General features: G+C 59.1%; 21 protein-coding genes. 18 read left to right on the top strand and 3 right to left on the bottom strand.

From position 1 onward, the window contains the following. Positions 1-134: 134 nt before the first annotated feature. From PH547_RS20205 to PH547_RS20145, 13 genes are all read left to right on the top strand, one after another. The gene (locus PH547_RS20205) at positions 135-1,124 is read left to right on the top strand and encodes an autoinducer 2 ABC transporter substrate-binding protein (RefSeq protein WP_199773642.1); all 990 of its coding nucleotides are present in this window, start codon (positions 135-137) and stop codon (positions 1,122-1,124) included. An 87-nt stretch (positions 1,125-1,211) separates the two neighbouring features. Further along, positions 1,212-2,726 carry a sugar ABC transporter ATP-binding protein gene (locus PH547_RS20200; RefSeq protein ID WP_285169237.1) on the top strand — a complete coding sequence of 505 codons (1,515 nt, stop codon included), beginning with the start codon at positions 1,212-1,214 and terminating at the stop codon, positions 2,724-2,726. Beyond that, entirely contained in the window at positions 2,719-3,720 is a 1,002-nt protein-coding gene (locus PH547_RS20195) for an ABC transporter permease (protein WP_285169235.1), read from the top strand. The genes PH547_RS20200 and PH547_RS20195 overlap by 8 nt, the downstream gene beginning before the upstream one ends. After that, complete coding sequence (locus tag PH547_RS20190) at positions 3,717-4,712, top strand: ABC transporter permease (RefSeq protein ID WP_285169234.1); 996 nt, start codon at positions 3,717-3,719, stop codon at positions 4,710-4,712. Before PH547_RS20195 ends, PH547_RS20190 begins: the two co-directional genes overlap by 4 nt. A gap of 5 nt (positions 4,713-4,717) precedes the next feature. Then, positions 4,718-5,566, top strand: a complete 849-nt coding sequence (locus PH547_RS20185) for a sugar phosphate isomerase/epimerase family protein (protein WP_260304881.1) — start codon at positions 4,718-4,720, stop codon at positions 5,564-5,566. A 123-nt stretch (positions 5,567-5,689) separates the two neighbouring features. Then, the gene (locus PH547_RS20180) at positions 5,690-6,214 is read left to right on the top strand and encodes a DUF992 domain-containing protein (RefSeq protein ID WP_104826441.1); all 525 of its coding nucleotides are present in this window, start codon (positions 5,690-5,692) and stop codon (positions 6,212-6,214) included. 140 nt (positions 6,215-6,354) lie between these two features. Then, on the top strand, positions 6,355-6,483 hold the full coding sequence (locus PH547_RS20175; RefSeq protein ID WP_260304882.1) for a hypothetical protein: 129 nt from the start codon (positions 6,355-6,357) through the stop codon (positions 6,481-6,483). A gap of 91 nt (positions 6,484-6,574) precedes the next feature. Then, positions 6,575-6,889: a BufA1 family periplasmic bufferin-type metallophore gene (locus PH547_RS20170; RefSeq protein ID WP_104826442.1), complete on the top strand. Its 315-nt coding sequence runs from the start codon at positions 6,575-6,577 to the stop codon at positions 6,887-6,889. Positions 6,890-6,922: 33 nt separating this feature from the next. Further along, positions 6,923-7,849, top strand: a complete 927-nt coding sequence (gene bufB / locus PH547_RS20165; protein WP_285169233.1) for an MNIO family bufferin maturase — start codon at positions 6,923-6,925, stop codon at positions 7,847-7,849. Continuing rightward, positions 7,836-8,651, top strand: coding sequence for an HvfC/BufC N-terminal domain-containing protein (locus PH547_RS20160; RefSeq protein ID WP_285169232.1), 816 nt, complete (start codon positions 7,836-7,838; stop codon positions 8,649-8,651). The genes bufB and PH547_RS20160 overlap by 14 nt, the downstream gene beginning before the upstream one ends. Further along, positions 8,635-9,192: a DoxX family protein gene (locus PH547_RS20155; RefSeq protein ID WP_285169231.1), complete on the top strand. Its 558-nt coding sequence runs from the start codon at positions 8,635-8,637 to the stop codon at positions 9,190-9,192. The genes PH547_RS20160 and PH547_RS20155 overlap by 17 nt, the downstream gene beginning before the upstream one ends. Positions 9,193-9,291: 99 nt before the next feature. Further along, the gene (locus PH547_RS20150; protein ID WP_260304885.1) at positions 9,292-9,747 is read left to right on the top strand and encodes a thiol-disulfide oxidoreductase DCC family protein; all 456 of its coding nucleotides are present in this window, start codon (positions 9,292-9,294) and stop codon (positions 9,745-9,747) included. A gap of 1,014 nt (positions 9,748-10,761) precedes the next feature. Then, positions 10,762-11,247, top strand: coding sequence for a hypothetical protein (locus PH547_RS20145; protein ID WP_285169230.1), 486 nt, complete (start codon positions 10,762-10,764; stop codon positions 11,245-11,247). Here the strand turns inward: PH547_RS20145 and PH547_RS20140 are convergent. Further along, a complete protein-coding gene (locus PH547_RS20140; RefSeq protein WP_260304887.1) occupies positions 11,244-11,891 on the bottom strand; it encodes a response regulator in 648 nt (215 codons plus the stop codon). The genes PH547_RS20145 and PH547_RS20140 overlap by 4 nt on opposite strands. Continuing rightward, positions 11,888-13,312: a sensor histidine kinase gene (locus tag PH547_RS20135; RefSeq protein ID WP_285169229.1), complete on the bottom strand. Its 1,425-nt coding sequence runs from the start codon at positions 13,310-13,312 to the stop codon at positions 11,888-11,890. Before PH547_RS20135 ends, PH547_RS20140 begins: the two co-directional genes overlap by 4 nt. A 369-nt stretch (positions 13,313-13,681) precedes the next feature. Between PH547_RS20135 and PH547_RS20130 the strand changes: the two genes are divergently transcribed. After that, positions 13,682-14,371: a hypothetical protein gene (locus PH547_RS20130; RefSeq protein ID WP_285169228.1), complete on the top strand. Its 690-nt coding sequence runs from the start codon at positions 13,682-13,684 to the stop codon at positions 14,369-14,371. A 461-nt stretch (positions 14,372-14,832) separates the two neighbouring features. Further along, on the top strand, positions 14,833-15,423 hold the full coding sequence (locus tag PH547_RS20125) for a sterol desaturase family protein (RefSeq protein WP_285169227.1): 591 nt from the start codon (positions 14,833-14,835) through the stop codon (positions 15,421-15,423). A 65-nt stretch (positions 15,424-15,488) separates the two neighbouring features. On the opposite strand, the gene hutC is transcribed toward PH547_RS20125, so the two are convergent. After that, positions 15,489-16,244, bottom strand: coding sequence for a histidine utilization transcriptional repressor HutC (gene hutC / locus PH547_RS20120; protein ID WP_104826450.1), 756 nt, complete (start codon positions 16,242-16,244; stop codon positions 15,489-15,491). Between the two features lie 193 nt (positions 16,245-16,437). Here hutC and PH547_RS20115 point away from each other — a divergent pair, with 193 nt between their 5' ends. The 3 genes from PH547_RS20115 to PH547_RS20105 all read left to right on the top strand — a co-directional run bounded on the left by PH547_RS20115 (position 16,438) and on the right by PH547_RS20105 (position 18,837). Further along, entirely contained in the window at positions 16,438-17,283 is an 846-nt protein-coding gene (locus PH547_RS20115) for a transporter substrate-binding domain-containing protein (protein ID WP_285169226.1), read from the top strand. Positions 17,284-17,400: 117 nt separating this feature from the next. After that, entirely contained in the window at positions 17,401-18,123 is a 723-nt protein-coding gene (locus PH547_RS20110; RefSeq protein WP_260304892.1) for an ABC transporter permease, read from the top strand. A gap of 9 nt (positions 18,124-18,132) precedes the next feature. Then, positions 18,133-18,837: an ABC transporter permease gene (locus tag PH547_RS20105; RefSeq protein WP_285169225.1), complete on the top strand. Its 705-nt coding sequence runs from the start codon at positions 18,133-18,135 to the stop codon at positions 18,835-18,837. Positions 18,838-18,858 lie beyond the last annotated feature (21 nt).

The following is an 18,858-nucleotide window of genomic DNA, read 5'->3' as shown; positions in this document are numbered from 1 at the left end:
ACAGCAATGGTGCCGTTTGAGGAAGCGGCTGCCAAAGGGAGGCGGGGCACTTATTCGCCACCCACGCCGGGAGGAAGGCCGTCGGTCTAGGCGCGCCTGTTTGTTCCCCGAGGGGAACTGTGGAGGAGAAGATCATGAAGAGATTTATCGTGGCTGCGCTCGCAGCGTCGCTGTCGCTTGCGACCGCCACAATGGCCTTTGCCCAGGACACCGGCAAGGTCGGCATCGTCGTGAAGATCGGCGGCATCCCATGGTTCAATGCCATGGAAGCCGGCATCAAGGAGCAGGGAAAGAAACTCGGCGTCGATGCCTCGATGATCGGTCCGACAAGCGCCGATCCGGCGCTTCAAGTACGCGCCATCGAGGATCTGATCGCTCAGGGCGTCAAGGTCATCGGCGTCGTTCCCAACGATGCCAAGGTTCTCGAGCCCGTTCTCAGCAAGGCGAAGGAAAAGGGTATCATCGTCATTACGCATGAATCGCCGGGCCAGAAGGGTGCGGACTGGGACTTCGAGCTTGCCTCCTCGACCGGCTTCGGTGAAGCGCACGCCAAGCTTCTCGCCGAGAAAATGGGTGGCAAGGGCGAATATGCAGTCTTCGTCGGTTCGCTGACGGTGCCGCTGCACAATGCCTGGGCCGATGCGGCGATTGCCTATCTCAAGAAGAATTATCCGGATATGAAGCTCGTCGGCGATCGTTACGGCGTGGCAGAAGACGTCGACAAGAGCCGCAGCACGGCGCTCGATCTCATTTCCGCCCATCCGGATCTCAAAGGCTTCCTCGCCTTCGGCAGTCAGGGTCCGATCGGCGCAGGCCGCGCGATCGAAGAGCGTCGCAAGGTCGGCAAGATCTTCGTGCTTGGCCCGTTCTCCCCCGGACAAGGACAGAAACTCCTGAAATCGGACGCGATTTCCGGCGGCTTCATGTGGAACCCCAAGCAGGCGGGAGAGGTGTTCGTGACACTTTCGCAGAAGCTGATGAAGGGTGAGCAGATCAAGGACGGCGAGCAGATCGAAGGCTTGGGCACGATCCATCCGGATTTCGAAAAGCACAATATCATCGTGGACCAGCTCGTTCCGATCAACAAGAAGACGGTTGCCGATCTCGCGGCAATGGGCCTCTGAAACAAGACCGGTTCTCCCGGCAGGCTGGGCCGGCTTCGGCTGGCCCGGCATGTCCTCACCCATCCAAGGTATGACGGGCGGATCCGCATGTCTGAGATCGAAAGCGCGAATGCGAGCGGCGGAGCGCTGCTATCTCTTCGCGACATCAACATAACGTTCGGTGGCGTCAAAGCCTTGAAGAACGTGGCCTTCGAGGTCCATCCGGGCGAGGTTCACTGCCTTGCCGGCGAGAACGGCTCGGGCAAAAGCACGCTGATCAAGATCATCACCGGTGTCTATCGTCCGGCGCCCGGCGCCATCATCGAATATGACGGCCAGACCTATTCCCATATGTCGCCCGTGACCGCGCAGGCGAAGGGAATCCAGGTCATCTGGCAGGATCTCGCGCTGTTTCCAGAGATGAGCGTAGCCGAAAACATCGCGTTTCAGACGGTGCTCGGCCGCTGGCCCCGCCTCGTCAATTACGCGCAGATGCGGCAGCTTGCGATGAACGCGCTGAAACGGCTGGGCGTTGCGCTCGATGTCGATCTGCCGCTCAAGGAATTCGCAATCGCCCAACGGCAGATCGTGGCCATTGCCCGCGCCTTGGTCGGCGAAGCGAAGATCGTCTTCATGGACGAGCCGACGGCCTCGCTTACCCAATCCGAAACCAATCATCTTCTCGGGATCGTCCGCAATCTCTCCGCTTCCGGCGTCGCTGTCGTCTTCGTCAGCCACCGGCTTGCGGAAGTGCTCGACATATCGAGCAGGTTGACGGTGCTTAGGGACGGTGCACTTGTCGGCGTTTATCCGACCGAGGGCATGACACAATCCCGCATCACCGAACTGATGACGGGAAAGACCTTCGACACACATGTTCGGGCGACGCCGAAGGATCAGCAGCCCGTTGTCCTCGATGTCAGGTCGCTCAGTCGGCGCGGTCAGTTCGAGGATATTTCGCTGACGGTGCGGCGTGGCGAAACGCTCGGCATTACCGGGCTACTCGGCGCCGGACGGACGGAACTTGCCCTTGCTCTCTTCGGCATGACGAGACCGGATTCCGGTACGATCGCGCTTGATGGCAGGGCAGTGCGCTTCTCTTCCAATCGCGATGCGATCCAGGCGGGCATCGCCTATCTTTCCGAGGACCGCCTGTCGCTCGGCCTCATCCAACCGCAATCGATCGCCGACAATCTCGTGATCTCGTCGCTGCGCAAGATACTCTCCGGCGGCTTCCTCTCCGAGGATAGGAAGGAAAGCCTTGTCGCCCGCTGGATCCGCCAACTCGGTATCAAGATCGGGTTGCCAGAGGATGCGATTTCGACCTTGTCAGGCGGCAATCAACAGCGCGTCGCCATTGCCAAATGGCTGGCGACCGACCCCAAGCTTTTGATCCTCGATGCGCCAACCGTCGGCGTTGACGTCGGCGCGCGGGCCGGCATCTTCGACATCGTCGCCAAGCTCGCAGAAACCGGGCTGGCGATCATCCTGATTTCCGACGAGGTGCCCGAGGTCTATTTCAATGCGGACCGCGTGCTGCACATGGCGCAGGGCAGGATCATCGGCGCGTTCGATCCACGGCAATGTTCCCTTCACGATATCGAGGCTGCCGTCTATGCGTAATTTCATCAGCACCCATGCGACGGAAAGTTCCCTGCTGGCAGTGATGATCGTCATCTGTGCCTTCCTGTCTTTCGCCACGGATAATTTCTTCTCCCTCGGCAATACCTTCGATCTCCTGAATATCAGCGCCGTCAACATCATCTTCGCCGTCGGCCTGCTGGTCGTTCTGATCGCCGGTGGCATCGATATCTCCTTCGCCGTCGGTGCGTCCGTCGTGCAATATGTGACGGCGATCGCGCTTGGTTGGATCGGCGGGGGAGGCTGGGTTTCGGGCCTCATCATCGCCGGGTCGATCGGCATCCTGCTCGGAGCGATCAACGCCTTCCTGATCCATCGATTCCGGATCATTTCGATCGTCGCGACCATCTCCACCTTCAACATTTATTTCGGGCTTCTCATGTTCTTCACTAAGGGCGTGTCGATCTACGACCTGCCCGACTGGCTCACGGACAAGGTCGTCCTGTTCGAGCATGAGATGCCCGACGGCACCTGGATCGAGATCACGCTTCCTGTCCTGGTCATGGTGATCTGTGTCGTCGCCACCTGGGTACTCATCACCCGCACCACCATCGGCCGGCAGCTCTATGCCTTTGGCGACAATCCCGAAGGGGCGCGCCGTTTCGGCATCAATATCGGCGCGATGCAATTCATCGCATTCGGCTGGCTGGGGTTGATGGCCGGCATCGGCGGGCTGGTGCAGGCGCATTATGCGCAGGAAGTGGTCCCGAATGCGCTCTACGGTCGTGAGCTCGATGTGCTCGCCGCAGTAGTTCTCGGCGGTGCGCGTCTCGGCGGCGGCAAGGGATCGGTACTCGGCTGCGTTCTCGGCGTGCTACTGATCTCCATCACGCAGAACGGCCTCAATCTGATGGGCGTCTCGCCTTTTGCGTTCAAGATGATCATCGGCGCCATCATTCTAGTCGCCATCACGCTATCGAATACGCGGATCGACAAGCTTGTGCCGCTCCTGCGCAGGGAGGGGCAGACACGATGACCGTTCTCGTCGAAAGTTTCCAGAAACGCCTGGGCCCGGAAATGGCTGGCCCCTTCTTCGCCTTCGTTGCCGTGATGATTTTTTTCGGGCTCGCTTCGCCGCAATTTCTGAGCCAGGCGACCTTCGGTTCGGTTGCTTTCCAACTGCCCGAGCTTGGCCTCCTGACGCTGGCGATGCTGCTGCCTATTCTGACGGGCGGGCTCAACCTGGCCATAACGTTCACGGCGAATATCGCCGGATTGACGGTTGCCTGGGTGCTGCAGGCAAATGGCGGCGTGGATGCCGGACCTTTGGCATTCGCCCTCGGATGTGTGCTGGCGCTCGCAGCCGGCGCGGCGAGCGGCGTGATAATGGGTTGCGTCATCGCCTATACGCGCGCCCATCCCATTCTCGTGTCGCTTTCGATGATGATCTTCCTGCGCGGCCTTGGCGAATTTCTCACCCGGGGCGGTGACGTATCCGGTTTTCCGGATTTCATCCGGCCGTTGGGGCATGGGTCGCTGCTCGGCATCCCCGCGCCCCTGATCATCTTCATCGTCTGCGTTCTCGTCTGGCATCTGCTGCTGACGCGCATGAAGCTTGGCTTCAATACCTATATGATCGGCTCCAATATCGAGGCTGCGCGCTATTCCGGCGTCAACACGCGCAAGGTCGTCGTCCTCGTTTACACGCTCTCCGGCGCCATGTGCGCGGTGGCCGGCATCATCATGCTGGCGCGTTTCAATTCCGTCCGCGTCGGCCACGGCGAATCCTATCTGCTGATCACGGTGCTCGCCTGCTTCCTGGGCGGCGTCAATCCGTTTGGCGGCTTCGGCCGCGTGATCCCCGTCTTCGTGGCGCTGGTCGTTCTGCAGCTTCTGTCTTCGGGGCTGAACCTGATGGGAGCCAACCAGCATCTGGCGACTGCTGTCTGGGGCCTGCTTCTCGTCGGCGTAATGTTCCTGCGCTGGGTCGCCTCCCACTACAAATTTCTCAACAATAGAAAAGGATGAGAGCTATGGAAGGCTTCGGTGTTCATACCAGCATGTGGACGATGAACTGGGACCGGGCAGGGGCCGAGCGGGCCGTCGCCGCCGCCGTCAAATACAAGGTGGATTTCATCGAAATCCCCATGCTCAATCCGCCCGCAGTCGATACGGCCCATACCAAGGCGTTGCTGGAAAAACATAAGCTTCGGGCCGTTTGTTCGCTCGGACTTCCCGAACGCGCCTGGGCGTCCGTTCGCCCCGAAGCGGCAATCGACCATCTTGCCATCGCGATCGACAAGACGGCTGATCTTGGCGGTGAGGCCCTGTCCGGCGTGATCTACGGCGGCATCGGTGAGCGCACGGGCGTACCCCCGACGCAAAGGGAGTATGACAACATCGCCCGGGTTTTGACAGCCGCAGCCAAGCATGCCAAGGGCCGCGGCATCGAGCTCGGTGTCGAGGCGGTCAATCGCTACGAGAACCATCTCATCAATACCGGCCGCCAGGCGGTCGAGATGATCGAGCGGGTAGGCGCCGACAACGTGTTCGTCCATCTCGATACCTACCACATGAACATCGAGGAAAAGGGCGTCGGCAACGGCATCCTGGCGGCGCGCGATCACCTGAAATACATACACCTGTCGGAAAGCGACCGAGGCACGCCCGGCTATGGCACCTGCGATTGGGATGAGATCTACGCGACGCTCGCCGCTATCGGCTTTAAGGGCGGGCTTGCGATGGAAAGCTTCATCAACATGCCGCCGGAGTTGGCCTACGGGCTGTCGGTCTGGCGCCCCGTCGCCAAGGATGAGGAGGAAGTTATGGGCAACGGCCTGCCATTCCTGCGCAATAAGGCGAAGCAGTATGGCTTGATATGACGCCGATGGCGGGATGTCCTCCGTCTGGTTTGTGGCGAAAGATCACGCATCGGGAATGAATCTTGCGAACGAACTTCGGTCCGGTGCGTTGAGGGAGGTGCGAATGATCTAGGAGGAAACCTTATGAAAAAGCTTGCTCTTATTGTCACCGCAGTCTCGCTCGGGCTCGCCGTTCCTGCCGCCGACGCAGCGACGGTGCATCGGTCGCAAAAACACACCCACAAGGAACAGGTCGAGGCAGGGCCTAAGGAGCGCCTCGGCACACTTTCCTGCCAAGTTGCGGGAGGCGTCGGTATGATTATCGGCTCCAATAAATCCGTCGATTGCAGGTTCAAGCGAAGTTCAGGTCCGTCAGAACACTATGTTGGCTCCATCGGCAAGCTCGGTGTCGACATCGGCGTGACAGGCAAGTCCTATCTGAGCTGGGTCGTCTACAGCATCCATCCGACTCGCGCCGGCGAAGGCGCTTTGGCCGGCAGCTATGTCGGCGCATCCGCCGGCGCCGCAGTGGGCGTCGGTTTGGGAGCAAACGCGCTCGTTGGCGGCTCTTCGAAGAATTTCGGTCTGCAGCCGCTGAGTGGCGAAGCTGGTACGGGACTTAACGTTGCTGCTGGTGTGTCGAGGCTGCAATTGCGTCCTGCCAGATAAACGCTTCAAGGAACGTGTTCGCCGCGTGCCCACGGGATGGGCCAGCGGGTGAATGTAGGCTTGTAAGAGAGACATCCTAACCGCCGGGTTTCGCGCCCGGCGGTTCGCGACATCTATGCCATTGCAGGCAATGCGGCCCAATGTCGTCCTCTGCTCCGCCATGGCGCGCGGTCGCCAATATATTGCGCGGCAATCTTCCCGAACAGCATCCCTCAATCGCCCGCCGTGCCATCCGATTGGCCGACGTGCCGGCGATCACGCCTTCGTGACAATCTCGGCTGTAACGAATCTCCTCCTGCGAACGAGTACCTGACGTGCCCCCAAGACAGGGGCGTTAACGAACCCAAATGGAGATAGTTCATGCTGAAAGCTACTGTGAGTTCTGTCCTGCTCGCCGGCGCGGTTACGACGGCGCTTGCGTCCATGGCCGCCGCCGCACCGCTGACGAAAGCTGAAGCCAGTGCTGCCATCGCGGCTCACAAGGAGAAGTGCTACGGTGTTGCGCTGAAGGGCCAAAACGATTGCGCCGCCGGCCCGGGAACCACTTGCCAGGGCACGTCGACCGTCGATTTCCAGGGCAATTCCTGGAAGTTTGTTCAGGGTGGCACCTGCGCCTCGCTCGACATTCCCGGCGGCCGCCACGGCTCGCTAATGCCCCTCAAGCGCGACCTCTGATCGACCCGGCTATCGGAAAGCGGAGAAGACATGATGAACGCCCACAATCGAACCGTCGCTCCTGTCGTCGAAGCGGGTGCCGAGCTCCGCTTTCCCTCCTATTCTGTTCATGACTTGGCAGGCACGAGCTTCAAGCCGGAACATCTGCCTGCCATACTCGCGGAAACAGGACGGCAAGGGTTTTTCGAAATCCATGCCGAGAACTATATGGGCGCTGGCGGCCCGCCCCATCACGCCCTTGAGCTTGTGCGTCGAGACCACCCGATCTCGCTCCATGGCGTCTGCATGTCCCTCGGTGGGCCACAACCCCTGAACAAGGACCATCTCCGGCGTTTTCGCGAGCTGGTGATGAGATATGAGCCGGCCCTTGTGTCCGAGCACCTGGCATGGTCGACCCACGAGAATACCTATCTGAATGATCTGCTGCCCCTGCCATATACGAGCGCCACGCTCATGCATGTCTGCGATCACATCGACGAAATGCAGACGGCGATCGGACGTCCCATTCTGCTGGAAAATCCATCGACCTACGTGCTTTTCGCCGAATCCTCCATGAGCGAAACGGATTTTATCGGTGAGATTGCAGGGCGGACAGGCTGCGGTCTTTTGCTCGACGTCAACAACGTCTTTGTTTCGGCCACGAACCACGGCTATTCGGCGCTGGACTATCTTGCCGATTTCCCCCTGTCGAAAGTCGGTGAGATCCATCTCGCAGGTCATGCGGAGCAGACGGATGATGAAGGCGAGCTGCTGTTGATCGATAGTCACGACGGGCCTGTCGCGGATGCCGTCTGGCGTCTCTATGAGATCGTCATCGAGCGATGCGGTGCGATTCCCTCGCTGGTCGAATGGGACAGCAAAATTCCCGATTGGCCGGTCTTGAGGGCCGAGGCTGTCGCAGCGCAAGCGATCCTCGATCGGCAATCTCAAACCTTGGGCAAATCCCATGCGTTCCGCTGAAGTCCTGTCCATCGGGCGCGGCGACCCGTCATTCGCTTCGACGTTTTCCAAGTCGCTGTTGAACCCCGAACAACAAACGCCGGCTTCCCTTGTCGGCGCGCATGGGAAAGCTGCCGACAAGCGCTATAACGTCTACCGCAATAACGTCACCGTGAGCCTAATCGAGGCACTGGCCGCGATTTTCCCGGCGACCCAGCGCATAACGGGACCGGATTTCTTTCGTGCGATGGCGCGCTTCCACATTCGCGAGACGCCGCCGACATCACCGCTTTTGTTCGAATATGGTCACCACTTTCCCGCTTTCATCGATGCCTACGAATACGCACAGCCGATGCCGTGGCTGGGCGATGTCGCGCGGCTGGAGCGGGCCTGGCTGGACGCCTATCACGCCGCCGATTGCCCGGTGATCTCGGCAGATGATTTGTCGGCCGTCGCGCCGCACGAGTTATCCGAGCTTCGATTTCGCGCCCATCCGGCGACAAGAATTCTGTCTTCCAAATTTCCGGCCGTGACGATCTTCGTCGCCAACCGAGGCTCCGAGCCGGTGGAGCGCATCGAGTGCGTCGTTCCCGAGGACGCGCTGATCACGCGGCCGGAACTCGACGTCGTGGTCCGGCTGCTGCAGCCCGGTGGGGCCTCGTTCCTAATATGCCTCGCCGACGGCGGTAGCCTCGGATCGGCTGCGGCAGCAGCTCTGAACGTCAATCCTGCCTTCGATCTCGCCGGCATGATCGCCGAGATGATCGAAGCCGGCGCTTTTACTGAGATTTACGTGGAGAATTCCGATGTTGAAAACACTTGACACTTCGGTTGCCGGCAAGCCGTTCGCACCGATCGTCGGATTGCTCGAAAAAGCAAGCCGGTTGATACAGACGATCGCGCAGCCATCCCTGGTGCAACTCGTCCTGCGTATCGGATTGGCCGTGCCATTCTGGCGTTCCGGCATCCTCAAATGGGACGGATTTCTGCAGTTGAGCGATACGGCCGTGGAGCTCTTTTCGGATGAGTTCATGCTCCATCTTCCAGGCGGGCCATATCCCTATCCCGCACCGGCGGTGATGGCATTCCTATCAGGTTCGGGAGAGGTCGTATTTTCAACTCTCCTTGTGCTCGGCCTTACCACGCGTTTTGCCGCGACCGGTCTTCTCGCCATGACCGCCATCGTGGAGCTGACCGTTCCCGATGGATGGCCCGTTCACATCACTTGGGCGGCGTTGGCGCTCGGCCTAATGGCCTGGGGGCCGGGACGTTTGTCCTTGGATTATCTCATCGGAAAGGTTTTTGGGTTTGATGCGCCGTTCCGGACGACGTCGCCTTCAATGCCGGGAAAAAGTCAGCCGTAGGCCTGGAGGTGTCAGGTCTTGCCGAAATGAAGCGCCGCTGCAGCTTTCACTTGACGCGAAAGGTGGCGCGACGTTCACTCCACTTCGGAGATAATGCTGATGACCGAACTTGCCTCATACAGTTTCAGGAACGACCCAGACGTGCCGCCTCACGATCATGAAAAGGGTCTTATCGTTTTCGACCACGAGTGCATTTTCTGTTCGTCGTTCATCCGTTTTGTCTTCGCTCATGACCCTTCCGGTCGTTTCCTATTCACGGCCGCGCAGTCCCCGCTTGGACAGGCGCTTTATCGGCACTACGGCCTCGATCCGACGGATTTATCGACCAACTTGGTGATCGTTGACGGCATCCTGCACACGAAGATGGACGCCTTCGCCACCGCCATGCGGTGTCTCGGTTTTCCCTGGAGCCTGCTTGCGGTGGTGAACCTGATGCCACGGCGGCTGGCCAACGCCGCATATGATCTGATCGCCAGACACAGATACCGCCTTTCCGGCAAATACGAGACCTGCCTCGTGCCATCCAGGGAATTGAGGGCGCGCGTCATCGAATAACGGTTTGCTGCTGTCGGCGATAAGCCAAAGCATGCAAATTCCGCTGGCGGAGCGACCAGCCTTGCCGGCATGGAAGACTGCGAGAGATATTGCCGACGCACTCCCGGGACGGAGGCTACAAGGATGCGTGTCCGAATGGATTTCTGTCGATCGTTGTCGGCTGAGACGTTGCGGCTGGATAGCTCGGGTTCAAGGGGACGTCGGCACGGTGCGATGCTGAAGGGCAATGTTTCATTTCGATGGCGAGAAGCGTTACGGCTTCTGCCAATGCCTTCTCCGCATCGGTAAATGAGGGCGCCGAACCTGCCTGTCTCGCCTGGCCATATATTTCCGCAGATGCCATAACGCGCTCCGCGAGGTAATGACATTCAGGAGTCGCTTCGACAAAGTTCAGGGCGAATCGGAGATTGATCGCGACCTGGAGGACGAAAGCAGCGGCTGAGAAATCAACAATGGCGCCGGGCGGTTTCGTCTGATCCAGGTACGTCTTCCACTGTGTTGTCATTTTGATGCCTTTCGCACCCGGTCCCTTCGATATAAACCGGAAAAGCCGTCGGGAATTTCTGTGCTGGCGCCCGTCCGGGCGCCATGCGTGCTCCGCGCCGCATCTGCGACTGCGATCAAAACAAATGAGTTGTCGAGCGTGCCCCCGACAGATGGCCCCTTTCCCATCTGCCGCAGAGCGTGACGAAAGACATTCATCCCCACCCCTTCGTCAGTGTGGTCAGTATCTTTCCAAGCAGTAGTAAGCGCAGGGCGGGCACCCTTTCAATCGCGCTGTTCCCCATTCAGGCTTCAGTCCAGCCTCCCTTCCGACCTTTGTCCGATAGCAAGCTGGGACCAAGGTCTTAGTCGAAATTGCAGAAGTCCGAGATTGGCGTTTTTGCCGAGACAAAGGTTGACGGCTCCGTCCGCAAAAACGATGTGATGTCGTGGCGGAAGGCTGTTTTCAATTTGGTGACTGCACGATCTTTTTCGCGCAGTGTGCGTTCATGAACGTGTGGGAGGCCAGCTATGTCTTTACGCGGAAAGTCGATCGCCGTTCTTCTCGGTGCATCCTTTACGCTTGTGCTTGTGGCAACGCCTTATACCGTCGAGATTCGTGGATCCTCCATCGGGCTTGTCGCGCAAACCGCGGATGCAAAAAGCGGAGGCAATGGTAACGGCGGCGGCAATGGTAATGGCGGCGGCAACGGCGGGGGTAATGGCAACGGCGGCGGCAATGGTAACGGCGGCGGTAATAGCGGAAACGGCGGCAGCAATGGAAATGCCGGTGGAAACGGCAATGGTAAAGCCAACGGAAAAAGCGCTACCTCGACCCAAACCGACGCGGACGACTCAACCGATGATGACGCATCGATGACGGTGCGCCACGATGACGGCATGAGCGAAGAAATAGAAAATGGACGTTATGTCATGAAGGATTCGAAGGGTCGCACCATCATCAATCGTAGCGCGACCGCAGCCGATCAGCGGAGACTGAAGTCCTTCCTTCACTAACCCCGGTTTTCAAGCGCATCGCGAAAGGCCATCGCAGCCTCCGTTCGGTTTGCAACACCCAATTTGGCGAAAATCTGGGTCATATGATGCTTCACCGTCTTTTCGTGGAGATCTAGCTTCAGCCCGATATGCTTATTGCTCAATCCTTCCGCAACGAGCTGAAGGACCTCGCTTTCCCGGCCTGTCAAGTCGCGCAGGAGATCCGCTTTTTTCGAGGAGGCGTTGCCGTCGCCGGAGATCAGGCGAGCGGAAAGAGTGGGGGCGACATAGCTTTCTCCCGAAGCCACGGTGCGGAGGATGTCAGCCAGCGCTCTCGATCCTACCCCCTTCAGCACATATCCCTTCGCCCCGCTCTTGAGAGCCGTCGTCACATCGTCGTTTGCTTCAGAAACCGTCAGCATCACGATCTTCTGACCCGGCACCCGCTCGAGGATCAGCGGAAGTGCGTTCAGGCCCCCGCCAGGCATGGAGATATCCAACAACAAAACGTCTGGACGTTCGTTCTCGGATATTCGGATCGCATCTTCCTTCGTGCTGCCTTCGCCAACGATCGCAAAGCCGTCGATCTCGCCAAGGCTGCGAATGACCCCTTCCCGGAACAGCGGATGATCATCGATCACCGCCAGACTGATTGCCGTCGTCATATCTGCTCCATTTCCATTGCGTTCAGCGACATTTGAACCACGGTGCCACTTTCGGAAGACTTTAATTCGAAAGTGCCTCCGAGGCTTTCTACCCGCTCTCTCAGGCCTGCCAAACCGATACTGCTTGGCGGTATATAGGCCGGATCGAAGCCGGGTCCCTCATCCGATACTGCTATTGTGATCTGCCCGCCGTCGATTGTTTGTTTTACTTGCTGTGCTGCGCCCTTACCATGGCGATAGCCATTATTCAGCGCTTCTTGAACGAAGCGGTATATACATATCTTAGTGGATGTCGAAAGCTCTTGCGTCCTGCCGGAAATGGATAAGCCGACGGCAATGCCGGTTCGTTGCTCATGGGAGCGCACGGCACGCTGCAATAGTTCGGGCAGGTTTGCCGATTCGATATGCGGCAGCACCAGCCCGCTGCAGATGCTTCTAATATCCGCCATCGCATCGTCCAGGCTCGACTTGATTGCGGCAAGCGATCGCTCTCGCTCGCGCGCCGGAGTGCGTGGATTGATCAGGGCCTCGCTGTCCAATCTCAGCGATGCATAGGCAACAAGTTGGGCGGGGCCATCATGCAAATCGGCACCGATGCGCCTGAGGTAGCTTTCATTGAGGGAAGCAGCGCGTTGTGAGGCTCTTTGAACCCGGGCGTGCAAAATCTCGTTCTGCTGCAGAAGCGTCGATAGCTCGCCGATCCGTGCTTTCAAGGCGCTGCGCTGGCTTTCGATCGTTCGGCTTCCGCGAAGGACGATAACGGAAAGAATGAGAAAGAACGTCAGCGTGAACAGGGCGACAGCGACCCAGCTTCTGAAACGCGCCTGGTTCAGGCTGCGCTCGAAATCGTACGCCACCTCATAAAATTCGGAAACGGCCACGACTTTGCCCGACCAGGGCTGGAGGACCGGATTGTAGATCTCCAGAAGCGGCTTGCCACTGTTGCGCTCGGCAACGCTTTCGACGTCATCAAGCTGGTTGAACTGCGCCACCATCGTGCCGGCAAATGCCGTTTTCAGGTCATTGCTGAGCGGGAACTGTTTGCCCATGAGGTTTTTGTCGTTGGAATAAAGGATGGTGCCGTCGTTACGCCACAGGCGAAAGGACATGAGGCGGCTGCCAAGCGCACCCTCGCCGAGTGTTTCGTCGAGAGCGTGAGTCACCGTATCGTCCAGAACCTCCGTCGTCTGCATATCGGGGAGCAAAGGCGCAATGACGCTGTCAACATAAAGAGCGGTGCTGGCGGCGGAGTTGCGCGTGACAGCCTCCTCGATAAGGTTGGTGACGAAAGCGCCGACGAGAAGCAGCGCGCAGGCGGAAACGAAACCGCCGATCAGCAGAAATTGTTTTGCCAGCGATTGAGAATTCCAGCTCGCGAGTAAACGAACCGGCGACAGCATTGATTTAAGGCTCGTCTGCATGTCTGGCTACTTTCAGCGATAACCACCCAATACGGCATACCTATCGTAGCCGGGCAGCGCGTCAAATGGCGAAAATTCATCTCACCGGCAAGTCTCGGAATTGACGTCCCCCGAGCCCCGTTGAATCGATGAGACTTTCGGCCATATCGGCGATCAGGCTAAGGTCCGATCACCGATGGCATTGGTCTGACCCATGTAGAAACTTTCTTTTCTAGCAATATTGTGGCGATCAACGCGGTTGCTCGTTGCTCGTCCCGCGTCGCGGTTGCGTGGGACGAGCGGCGTGGTTGCCCGTTGCTCGTCCCTCGTCCCTCATCACCGTTGCGTAGCACCGGAAGGGCGCACGTTTGGAATGAAAGGAAGAAGCATATGAAATTCGGATCAGTCTTCGGAACGACCATTATCGCCGTGACGCTCGCCGTTGTTCCGGCCGGTGGCGCCGTTGTGGGTCTCACAAGCCTCGCGTATGCCAAGGGCGGAAACGGAAACGGCAACGGCGGCGGCCATGGAAACGGCGGCGGTAATGGTAATAGCGGGAGCCACGGCAGCGCCAATTCGAGTCATGCTAAGTCCGATGACGCGGATTCAAGCGACACGGATGGGGATGTGGATACCAATGTGGGCCACGTCAAGCACGCGCCTCACGTCTCGAAGTCGGCTGTTGCCAATCAGAAGCTTGAGAAACATAACGTGACCAAGGTCAAAACGCAGGCGGCGGAGCTTGGTAGCCTCAATTCCCTCAAGCGGAATTATCATGCCTACATGAATTCCAAGGATCCGAAATTCGCAGCAATCGCGGCCTATGTCAGGGACTATGCCGAATTCGAAATGCAGTACGGAACCAATGCTATACCGACAGACCCAGCCCTCAGTGACGACGCGCTTCGTTCGGCGCTTGCTCAGGCTTCGAAAAATGGCGTCGTGACAGATAGAACGCTGGCGGAGGCCAAGGATGTCCTGGGTGTCGGCCCCGCCGTCGGAAAGATAGATCAGGTTCGCGATGCGTTGGAAGCATCGACACCGGCGCCATCGGACGACGTAACAGATCCGGATGATTGAACAACCGCTGCGGCGGGTGCGAAAAGGCCCCCCAACCGGAAGCACCCGTCGCTACGCAGAGCGACCAACACGCCGCCCAATCGTGTTGGTCGCTCTTTCGTTATATGATGTCGCCTATATCGCCAGACCTCGGCGGTGCGTCACTTGCCTGTCATTTTTTTAAGACACATCTTGTTCGGCATGCTTCTATGCTGCTTCGCGCTAAGCGGGTTTCAGCGCCCGGCTTCTTGCGAGCGAAATGGAGTAGAATGCGTTTAGCCATGGGCTGGCCGCTCTGTCTCGACCTTGAAGCGGCCTGCACATGAGGGCGAATCCCGCTCATATGCAGATATTAAAGTGCTTTCGCTTCTTTGCGCGTTCTCAACCAAACGGCGACAGAGGCACGTGAATCGTTTCTGCCTGTAGAGAATGAAGAAGAATCTTATGACGAATCTTCGCAGTCAATGCAGCGAGCAAGCCACATGAGGCGCTCTCTCTCGCGAAAACCAAATGCGATCGCTTATTATACGGATTTTGTCGTCTACCCGATCATCACTGCCGGACTGATCGCTGCCTATTTTGCTTGGGGCTATGATGGCCGGCCTTTGATCTGGCTCGCCGCGATCGTGATCGGCGCAGCCGCATGGACGCTGGTCGAGTACCTTATCCACCGCTTCGTGCTGCATCATGTCGTTTATGTGCGCGATATGCACATCCAACATCACCACGCGCCGACCGAACTGATCGACACGCCGATCTGGCTAAGCCTGTCTTTCATGGCCGCGGGCGTGTTGTTGCCGTCGTGGTGGGCTTTCGGCTTCGGCGTGGCGTCAGGCTTCACCGTCGGCATGACGCTTGGCTATCTCACGTATGGCACGATGCATCATGCCATGCATCACTGGCGGATTCCGCACGGCACCTATCTCTACCGCGCCAAGCGCTGGCATGCGCAGCATCATGCCTCTACCGACGAGGGGAATTATGGTGTCTCGTCGCTTTTCTGGGATCACGTGTTCGGCACGGTGCTGCCGGATCCGGCCGTGAAGAGCAGGGAGAGGCGGGACGGTGGCTGAGTGCGTTCTCGAACCCACTCATCGCATAAGCGCATGATCTTCCATATACAAGTTGATCGGCATTTTTATTCCTCGAACATCTTGCCGCTGCGTGCTTCAAGCCGGTACCGGTGTCCGGGATAGACGAGGCGGGCGATGGAGACGACCTGTCGCGCTGACCAAGTGCGCCGGCGGATCGCCAGGCACGGCTCGGTTTTCAGGACGGTCAAGAGCTTGCATTCCCAGGGTTGCGGCATCGCGGCCTCGACGATGTGTTCCGAACCGCTGAGCGGGGCGGCAGCCGTCAGATAGGCATTCGGCGTCAGCGTCGTGAAATCCTGCTCGAGATATTCGGGCGCTGCTTCGGGATGAACGAAACGGTCCTCGATCTGCACCGGAACGCCATTTTCGCTGTGGACGATCAGCGAGTGAAAGACCGCCGCCCCGATCTCCAGCTCCAGCGCGTCCGCAACCTCGGGAGAGGCGGTTTCCCGGGCCAAAACGACGACGGAGGCCTCGTGGACATGGCCGCGCTCGGCGATCTCATCGGCTATGTTGCGCACCTCGAATAGTGCCGAATACCCTTTGCGCTCGGCGACGAAGGAGCCCACGCCCTGGATGCGAACGAGTTCGCCTTCATTGGCAAGCTCCCGCAGCGCCCGGTTGGCGGTCATCTTGCTGACGCCAAGTTCGACGACCAGCTCGTTTTCCGAGGGTACGCGATGCTTCGGCGGCCATTCGCCGCTGTGGATTCGATCCAGGATCATCTGCTTGACGCCGGCGTAAAGCGGACCGGAGTCGTTTTCGGCCAGCTCACGTTTCCGATCGGTAGCGCGTTTCATTGCCTAATCCTTGTGCAGTCGCGAAATTCGCATTGTAAATCGACTTGGCACTTGCATAACACAAAATATCACATATGGTACCCTATACAACCATCCGATCGATGTGACCAGCAAATGAGGTCCGCGACCGGCAAGCCGGCGAAGACTGGCGTAAAAAGAAATTGGCTATTTCGATCTCAAGAGGAGAACATCGATGAAGATTAGACATGCCCTTCTTTCCAGCGCCCTGGCGCTCACCGTTCTCGCCGGCCCTGCGGCCCAGGCAAAGGACTGGAAAACCGTTACCATCACGCTCGAAGGCGCTTATGCGCCGTGGAACCTGACAAACTCCGACGGCACGCTCGGCGGCTTCGAACCGGAGCTGGCCAAGGTGCTGTGCGAGCGGGCGAAGGTTGAATGCAAGCTCGTGGCCTCCGATTGGGACGGCATGATACCGGCTTTGAACGCCGGCAAGTTCGATGTGATCATGGATGCGCTATCGATCACCGACGAGCGCAAGCAGGTCATCGACTTCACCGTTCCCTATGCCGCGACACCGGCCGCTTTCGCGACCGCAAAGGACAGCCCGCTGGCCAATGCTGCCGGCACCGGCGCAACCGTCAAGATGACGCCCGGCCAGACCGGCGTTAAGGAGATCGACGCGCTGAAGTCAGCCTTCAAGGGCAAGACCATCGGCATTCAGGCCGCTACCGTTTACGCCAAGTTCATCTACGACAACTTCGGCGACGTCGCGACGATCCGCGAATACAAGACCGGCGCCGACCGTGACCTCGATCTGCAGAACGGCCGAATCGATCTCGGCTTCGACGATGCCGTCTATTTCCAGACCGCTTTCGATGCCGCCAACGGCGCACTCGCCTTCACCGGCCCGCAAGTCGCCGGCCCGATCTGGGGCGTCGGCGAAGGCCTCGGCGTCCGCAAGTCCGACACGGACCTGCGCGACATGTTCAGCGCGGCAATCAAGTCGGCACTTGCCGACGGCACCGTGAAGAACCTCTCCATGAAGTGGTTCAAGACGGACGTCTCGCCGCAGGAATGATCGTTCGCCGGCGCTTCCGGATGACGGAGGCGCCGGCTCTCGGCTTCAATGCCGCTTCCCGCATGTTATGTTTGACTAATCAAGAAAACAGACCGCTCGGTACGGGGAACGAACGAGATGGCGATATTGCAATTGATCGGTTTCGGCTCGACCGGATGGGGCGCTCTGCTTCTGCTCGGGGCGCTGATGACGCTGTGCGTTACCGCGGTCGCATTGGCGATCGGCGCTGTCTTCGGCGCTATCATCGCGGCGGCGAAGCTTTCCGGCAATCTCATCCTGAAGACGCTTGGAAACGTCTATACAACCGTTTTCCGCGGCGTGCCGGAACTGCTCATCATCTATCTTATCTATTTCGGCGGCTCGAGCGCCATAACCAGCATCGGCAAATCCCTCGGCTATGAAGGGTTTCTGGGGATGCCGTCGTTTGCGGCCGGTGCGCTCGCCGTCGGCATCATCTCCGGCGCCTATCAGGCGGAAGTGTTCCGCGGCGCCTATCTCGCTATTTCCAAGGGCGAGCTTGAAGCCGCCTCGGCGATTGGGATGCATAAAGGCTTGAGATTTCGGCGCATCATCATGCCGCAGGTGCTGCGCTACGCTATTCCCGGCATGGGCAATGTCTGGCAGTTGAGCCTCAAGGATTCGGCGCTGATTTCCGTCACAGGCCTTGCCGAGCTGATGCGCACCAGCCAGGTCGCCGCCGGTTCGACGCGGCAATATTTCCTGTTCTTCATCGTGGGCGGTGCGCTCTATCTCATCCTGACGAGCCTGTCGGATCGCATCTTCAACGGCGCCGAACGGCGCGCCAATCGCAGCATGCCCTCCGCAATGGGCCAGGCCTGAGGATTGATCATGGATTTCGCTTTTCTCGGACAGACCATGCTCACGCTGCTCGAAGCTCTGCCGACGACGCTGGCGCTGTTTTTCTTGTCGATCGCCATCGGCGGCGTCCTCGCAATCCTGATCGTCTGGATGCGGGTCGGCGGCAATCCGGTCTTTACCGCCATCGCCAAGGGCTACATCTTCATCTTCCGCGGTTCGCCGCTGCTGATCCAGATGTTCCTCATCTTTTACGGGCTCGCCCAGTTCGGATTCATCCGTTACGGGCCTCTCTGGCCGCTGCTGCGCGAGCCTTTCGTCTGTGCCGTGCTGTCGCTGGCGCTTTGCACCGCCGGTTATACGGCGGAGATCTTCCGGGGCGGCATTCGCGCCGTCTCGCCGCGCGAGATCGAGGCGGCGCGTTCGATCGGCATGTCCGGCTTCCTGCTGGTGCGGCGTGTCCTGGCGCCGATCGCCTTCCGCCACGCGTTGCCTGCCTATTCGACCGAAATCGTACTGATGATGAAGTCGACGGCGCTCGCAAGTCTCGTCACCGTCTGGGAAGTGACCGGCGTTGCCCAGCGACTGATCTCGCATACCTACCGCACGATGGAGGTCTTCCTCTGCGCGGCGGCCATCTACCTCATCTTGAATTTCATCATTCTGCAGGCGCTCGGCCTGCTGGAATATCGTCTGTCCCGCCATCGTCGCGCCGTTCCGGCGGCGCTGAAGGCGTGAGGCAACTGGCCTAGATCTGGA

Source organism: Rhizobium cerradonense, from assembly GCF_030182455.1.
Classification (GTDB): Bacteria; Pseudomonadota; Alphaproteobacteria; order Rhizobiales; family Rhizobiaceae; genus Rhizobium.
This window is presented reverse-complemented; position numbering and strand designations above follow the sequence as displayed.

What these genes read in the sequence shown, in the direction of transcription:
- PH547_RS20205 (WP_199773642.1), top strand. Translation starts at nt 135, where the DNA reads ATGAAGAGATTTATCGTGGCTGCGCTCGCAGCGTCGCTGTCGCTTGCG.
- PH547_RS20200 (WP_285169237.1), top strand. Translation starts at nt 1,212, where the DNA reads ATGTCTGAGATCGAAAGCGCGAATGCGAGCGGCGGAGCGCTGCTATCT.
- PH547_RS20195 (WP_285169235.1), top strand. Translation starts at nt 2,719, where the DNA reads ATGCGTAATTTCATCAGCACCCATGCGACGGAAAGTTCCCTGCTGGCA.
- PH547_RS20190 (WP_285169234.1), top strand. Translation starts at nt 3,717, where the DNA reads ATGACCGTTCTCGTCGAAAGTTTCCAGAAACGCCTGGGCCCGGAAATG.
- PH547_RS20185 (WP_260304881.1), top strand. Translation starts at nt 4,718, where the DNA reads ATGGAAGGCTTCGGTGTTCATACCAGCATGTGGACGATGAACTGGGAC.
- PH547_RS20180 (WP_104826441.1), top strand. Translation starts at nt 5,690, where the DNA reads ATGAAAAAGCTTGCTCTTATTGTCACCGCAGTCTCGCTCGGGCTCGCC.
- PH547_RS20175 (WP_260304882.1), top strand. Translation starts at nt 6,355, where the DNA reads ATGTCGTCCTCTGCTCCGCCATGGCGCGCGGTCGCCAATATATTGCGC.
- PH547_RS20170 (WP_104826442.1), top strand. Translation starts at nt 6,575, where the DNA reads ATGCTGAAAGCTACTGTGAGTTCTGTCCTGCTCGCCGGCGCGGTTACG.
- bufB (WP_285169233.1), top strand. Translation starts at nt 6,923, where the DNA reads ATGAACGCCCACAATCGAACCGTCGCTCCTGTCGTCGAAGCGGGTGCC.
- PH547_RS20160 (WP_285169232.1), top strand. Translation starts at nt 7,836, where the DNA reads ATGCGTTCCGCTGAAGTCCTGTCCATCGGGCGCGGCGACCCGTCATTC.
- PH547_RS20155 (WP_285169231.1), top strand. Translation starts at nt 8,635, where the DNA reads ATGTTGAAAACACTTGACACTTCGGTTGCCGGCAAGCCGTTCGCACCG.
- PH547_RS20150 (WP_260304885.1), top strand. Translation starts at nt 9,292, where the DNA reads ATGACCGAACTTGCCTCATACAGTTTCAGGAACGACCCAGACGTGCCG.
- PH547_RS20145 (WP_285169230.1), top strand. Translation starts at nt 10,762, where the DNA reads ATGTCTTTACGCGGAAAGTCGATCGCCGTTCTTCTCGGTGCATCCTTT.
- PH547_RS20140 (WP_260304887.1), bottom strand. Translation starts at nt 11,891, where the DNA reads ATGACGACGGCAATCAGTCTGGCGGTGATCGATGATCATCCGCTGTTC.
- PH547_RS20135 (WP_285169229.1), bottom strand. Translation starts at nt 13,312, where the DNA reads ATGCAGACGAGCCTTAAATCAATGCTGTCGCCGGTTCGTTTACTCGCG.
- PH547_RS20130 (WP_285169228.1), top strand. Translation starts at nt 13,682, where the DNA reads ATGAAATTCGGATCAGTCTTCGGAACGACCATTATCGCCGTGACGCTC.
- PH547_RS20125 (WP_285169227.1), top strand. Translation starts at nt 14,833, where the DNA reads ATGAGGCGCTCTCTCTCGCGAAAACCAAATGCGATCGCTTATTATACG.
- hutC (WP_104826450.1), bottom strand. Translation starts at nt 16,244, where the DNA reads ATGAAACGCGCTACCGATCGGAAACGTGAGCTGGCCGAAAACGACTCC.
- PH547_RS20115 (WP_285169226.1), top strand. Translation starts at nt 16,438, where the DNA reads ATGAAGATTAGACATGCCCTTCTTTCCAGCGCCCTGGCGCTCACCGTT.
- PH547_RS20110 (WP_260304892.1), top strand. Translation starts at nt 17,401, where the DNA reads ATGGCGATATTGCAATTGATCGGTTTCGGCTCGACCGGATGGGGCGCT.
- PH547_RS20105 (WP_285169225.1), top strand. Translation starts at nt 18,133, where the DNA reads ATGGATTTCGCTTTTCTCGGACAGACCATGCTCACGCTGCTCGAAGCT.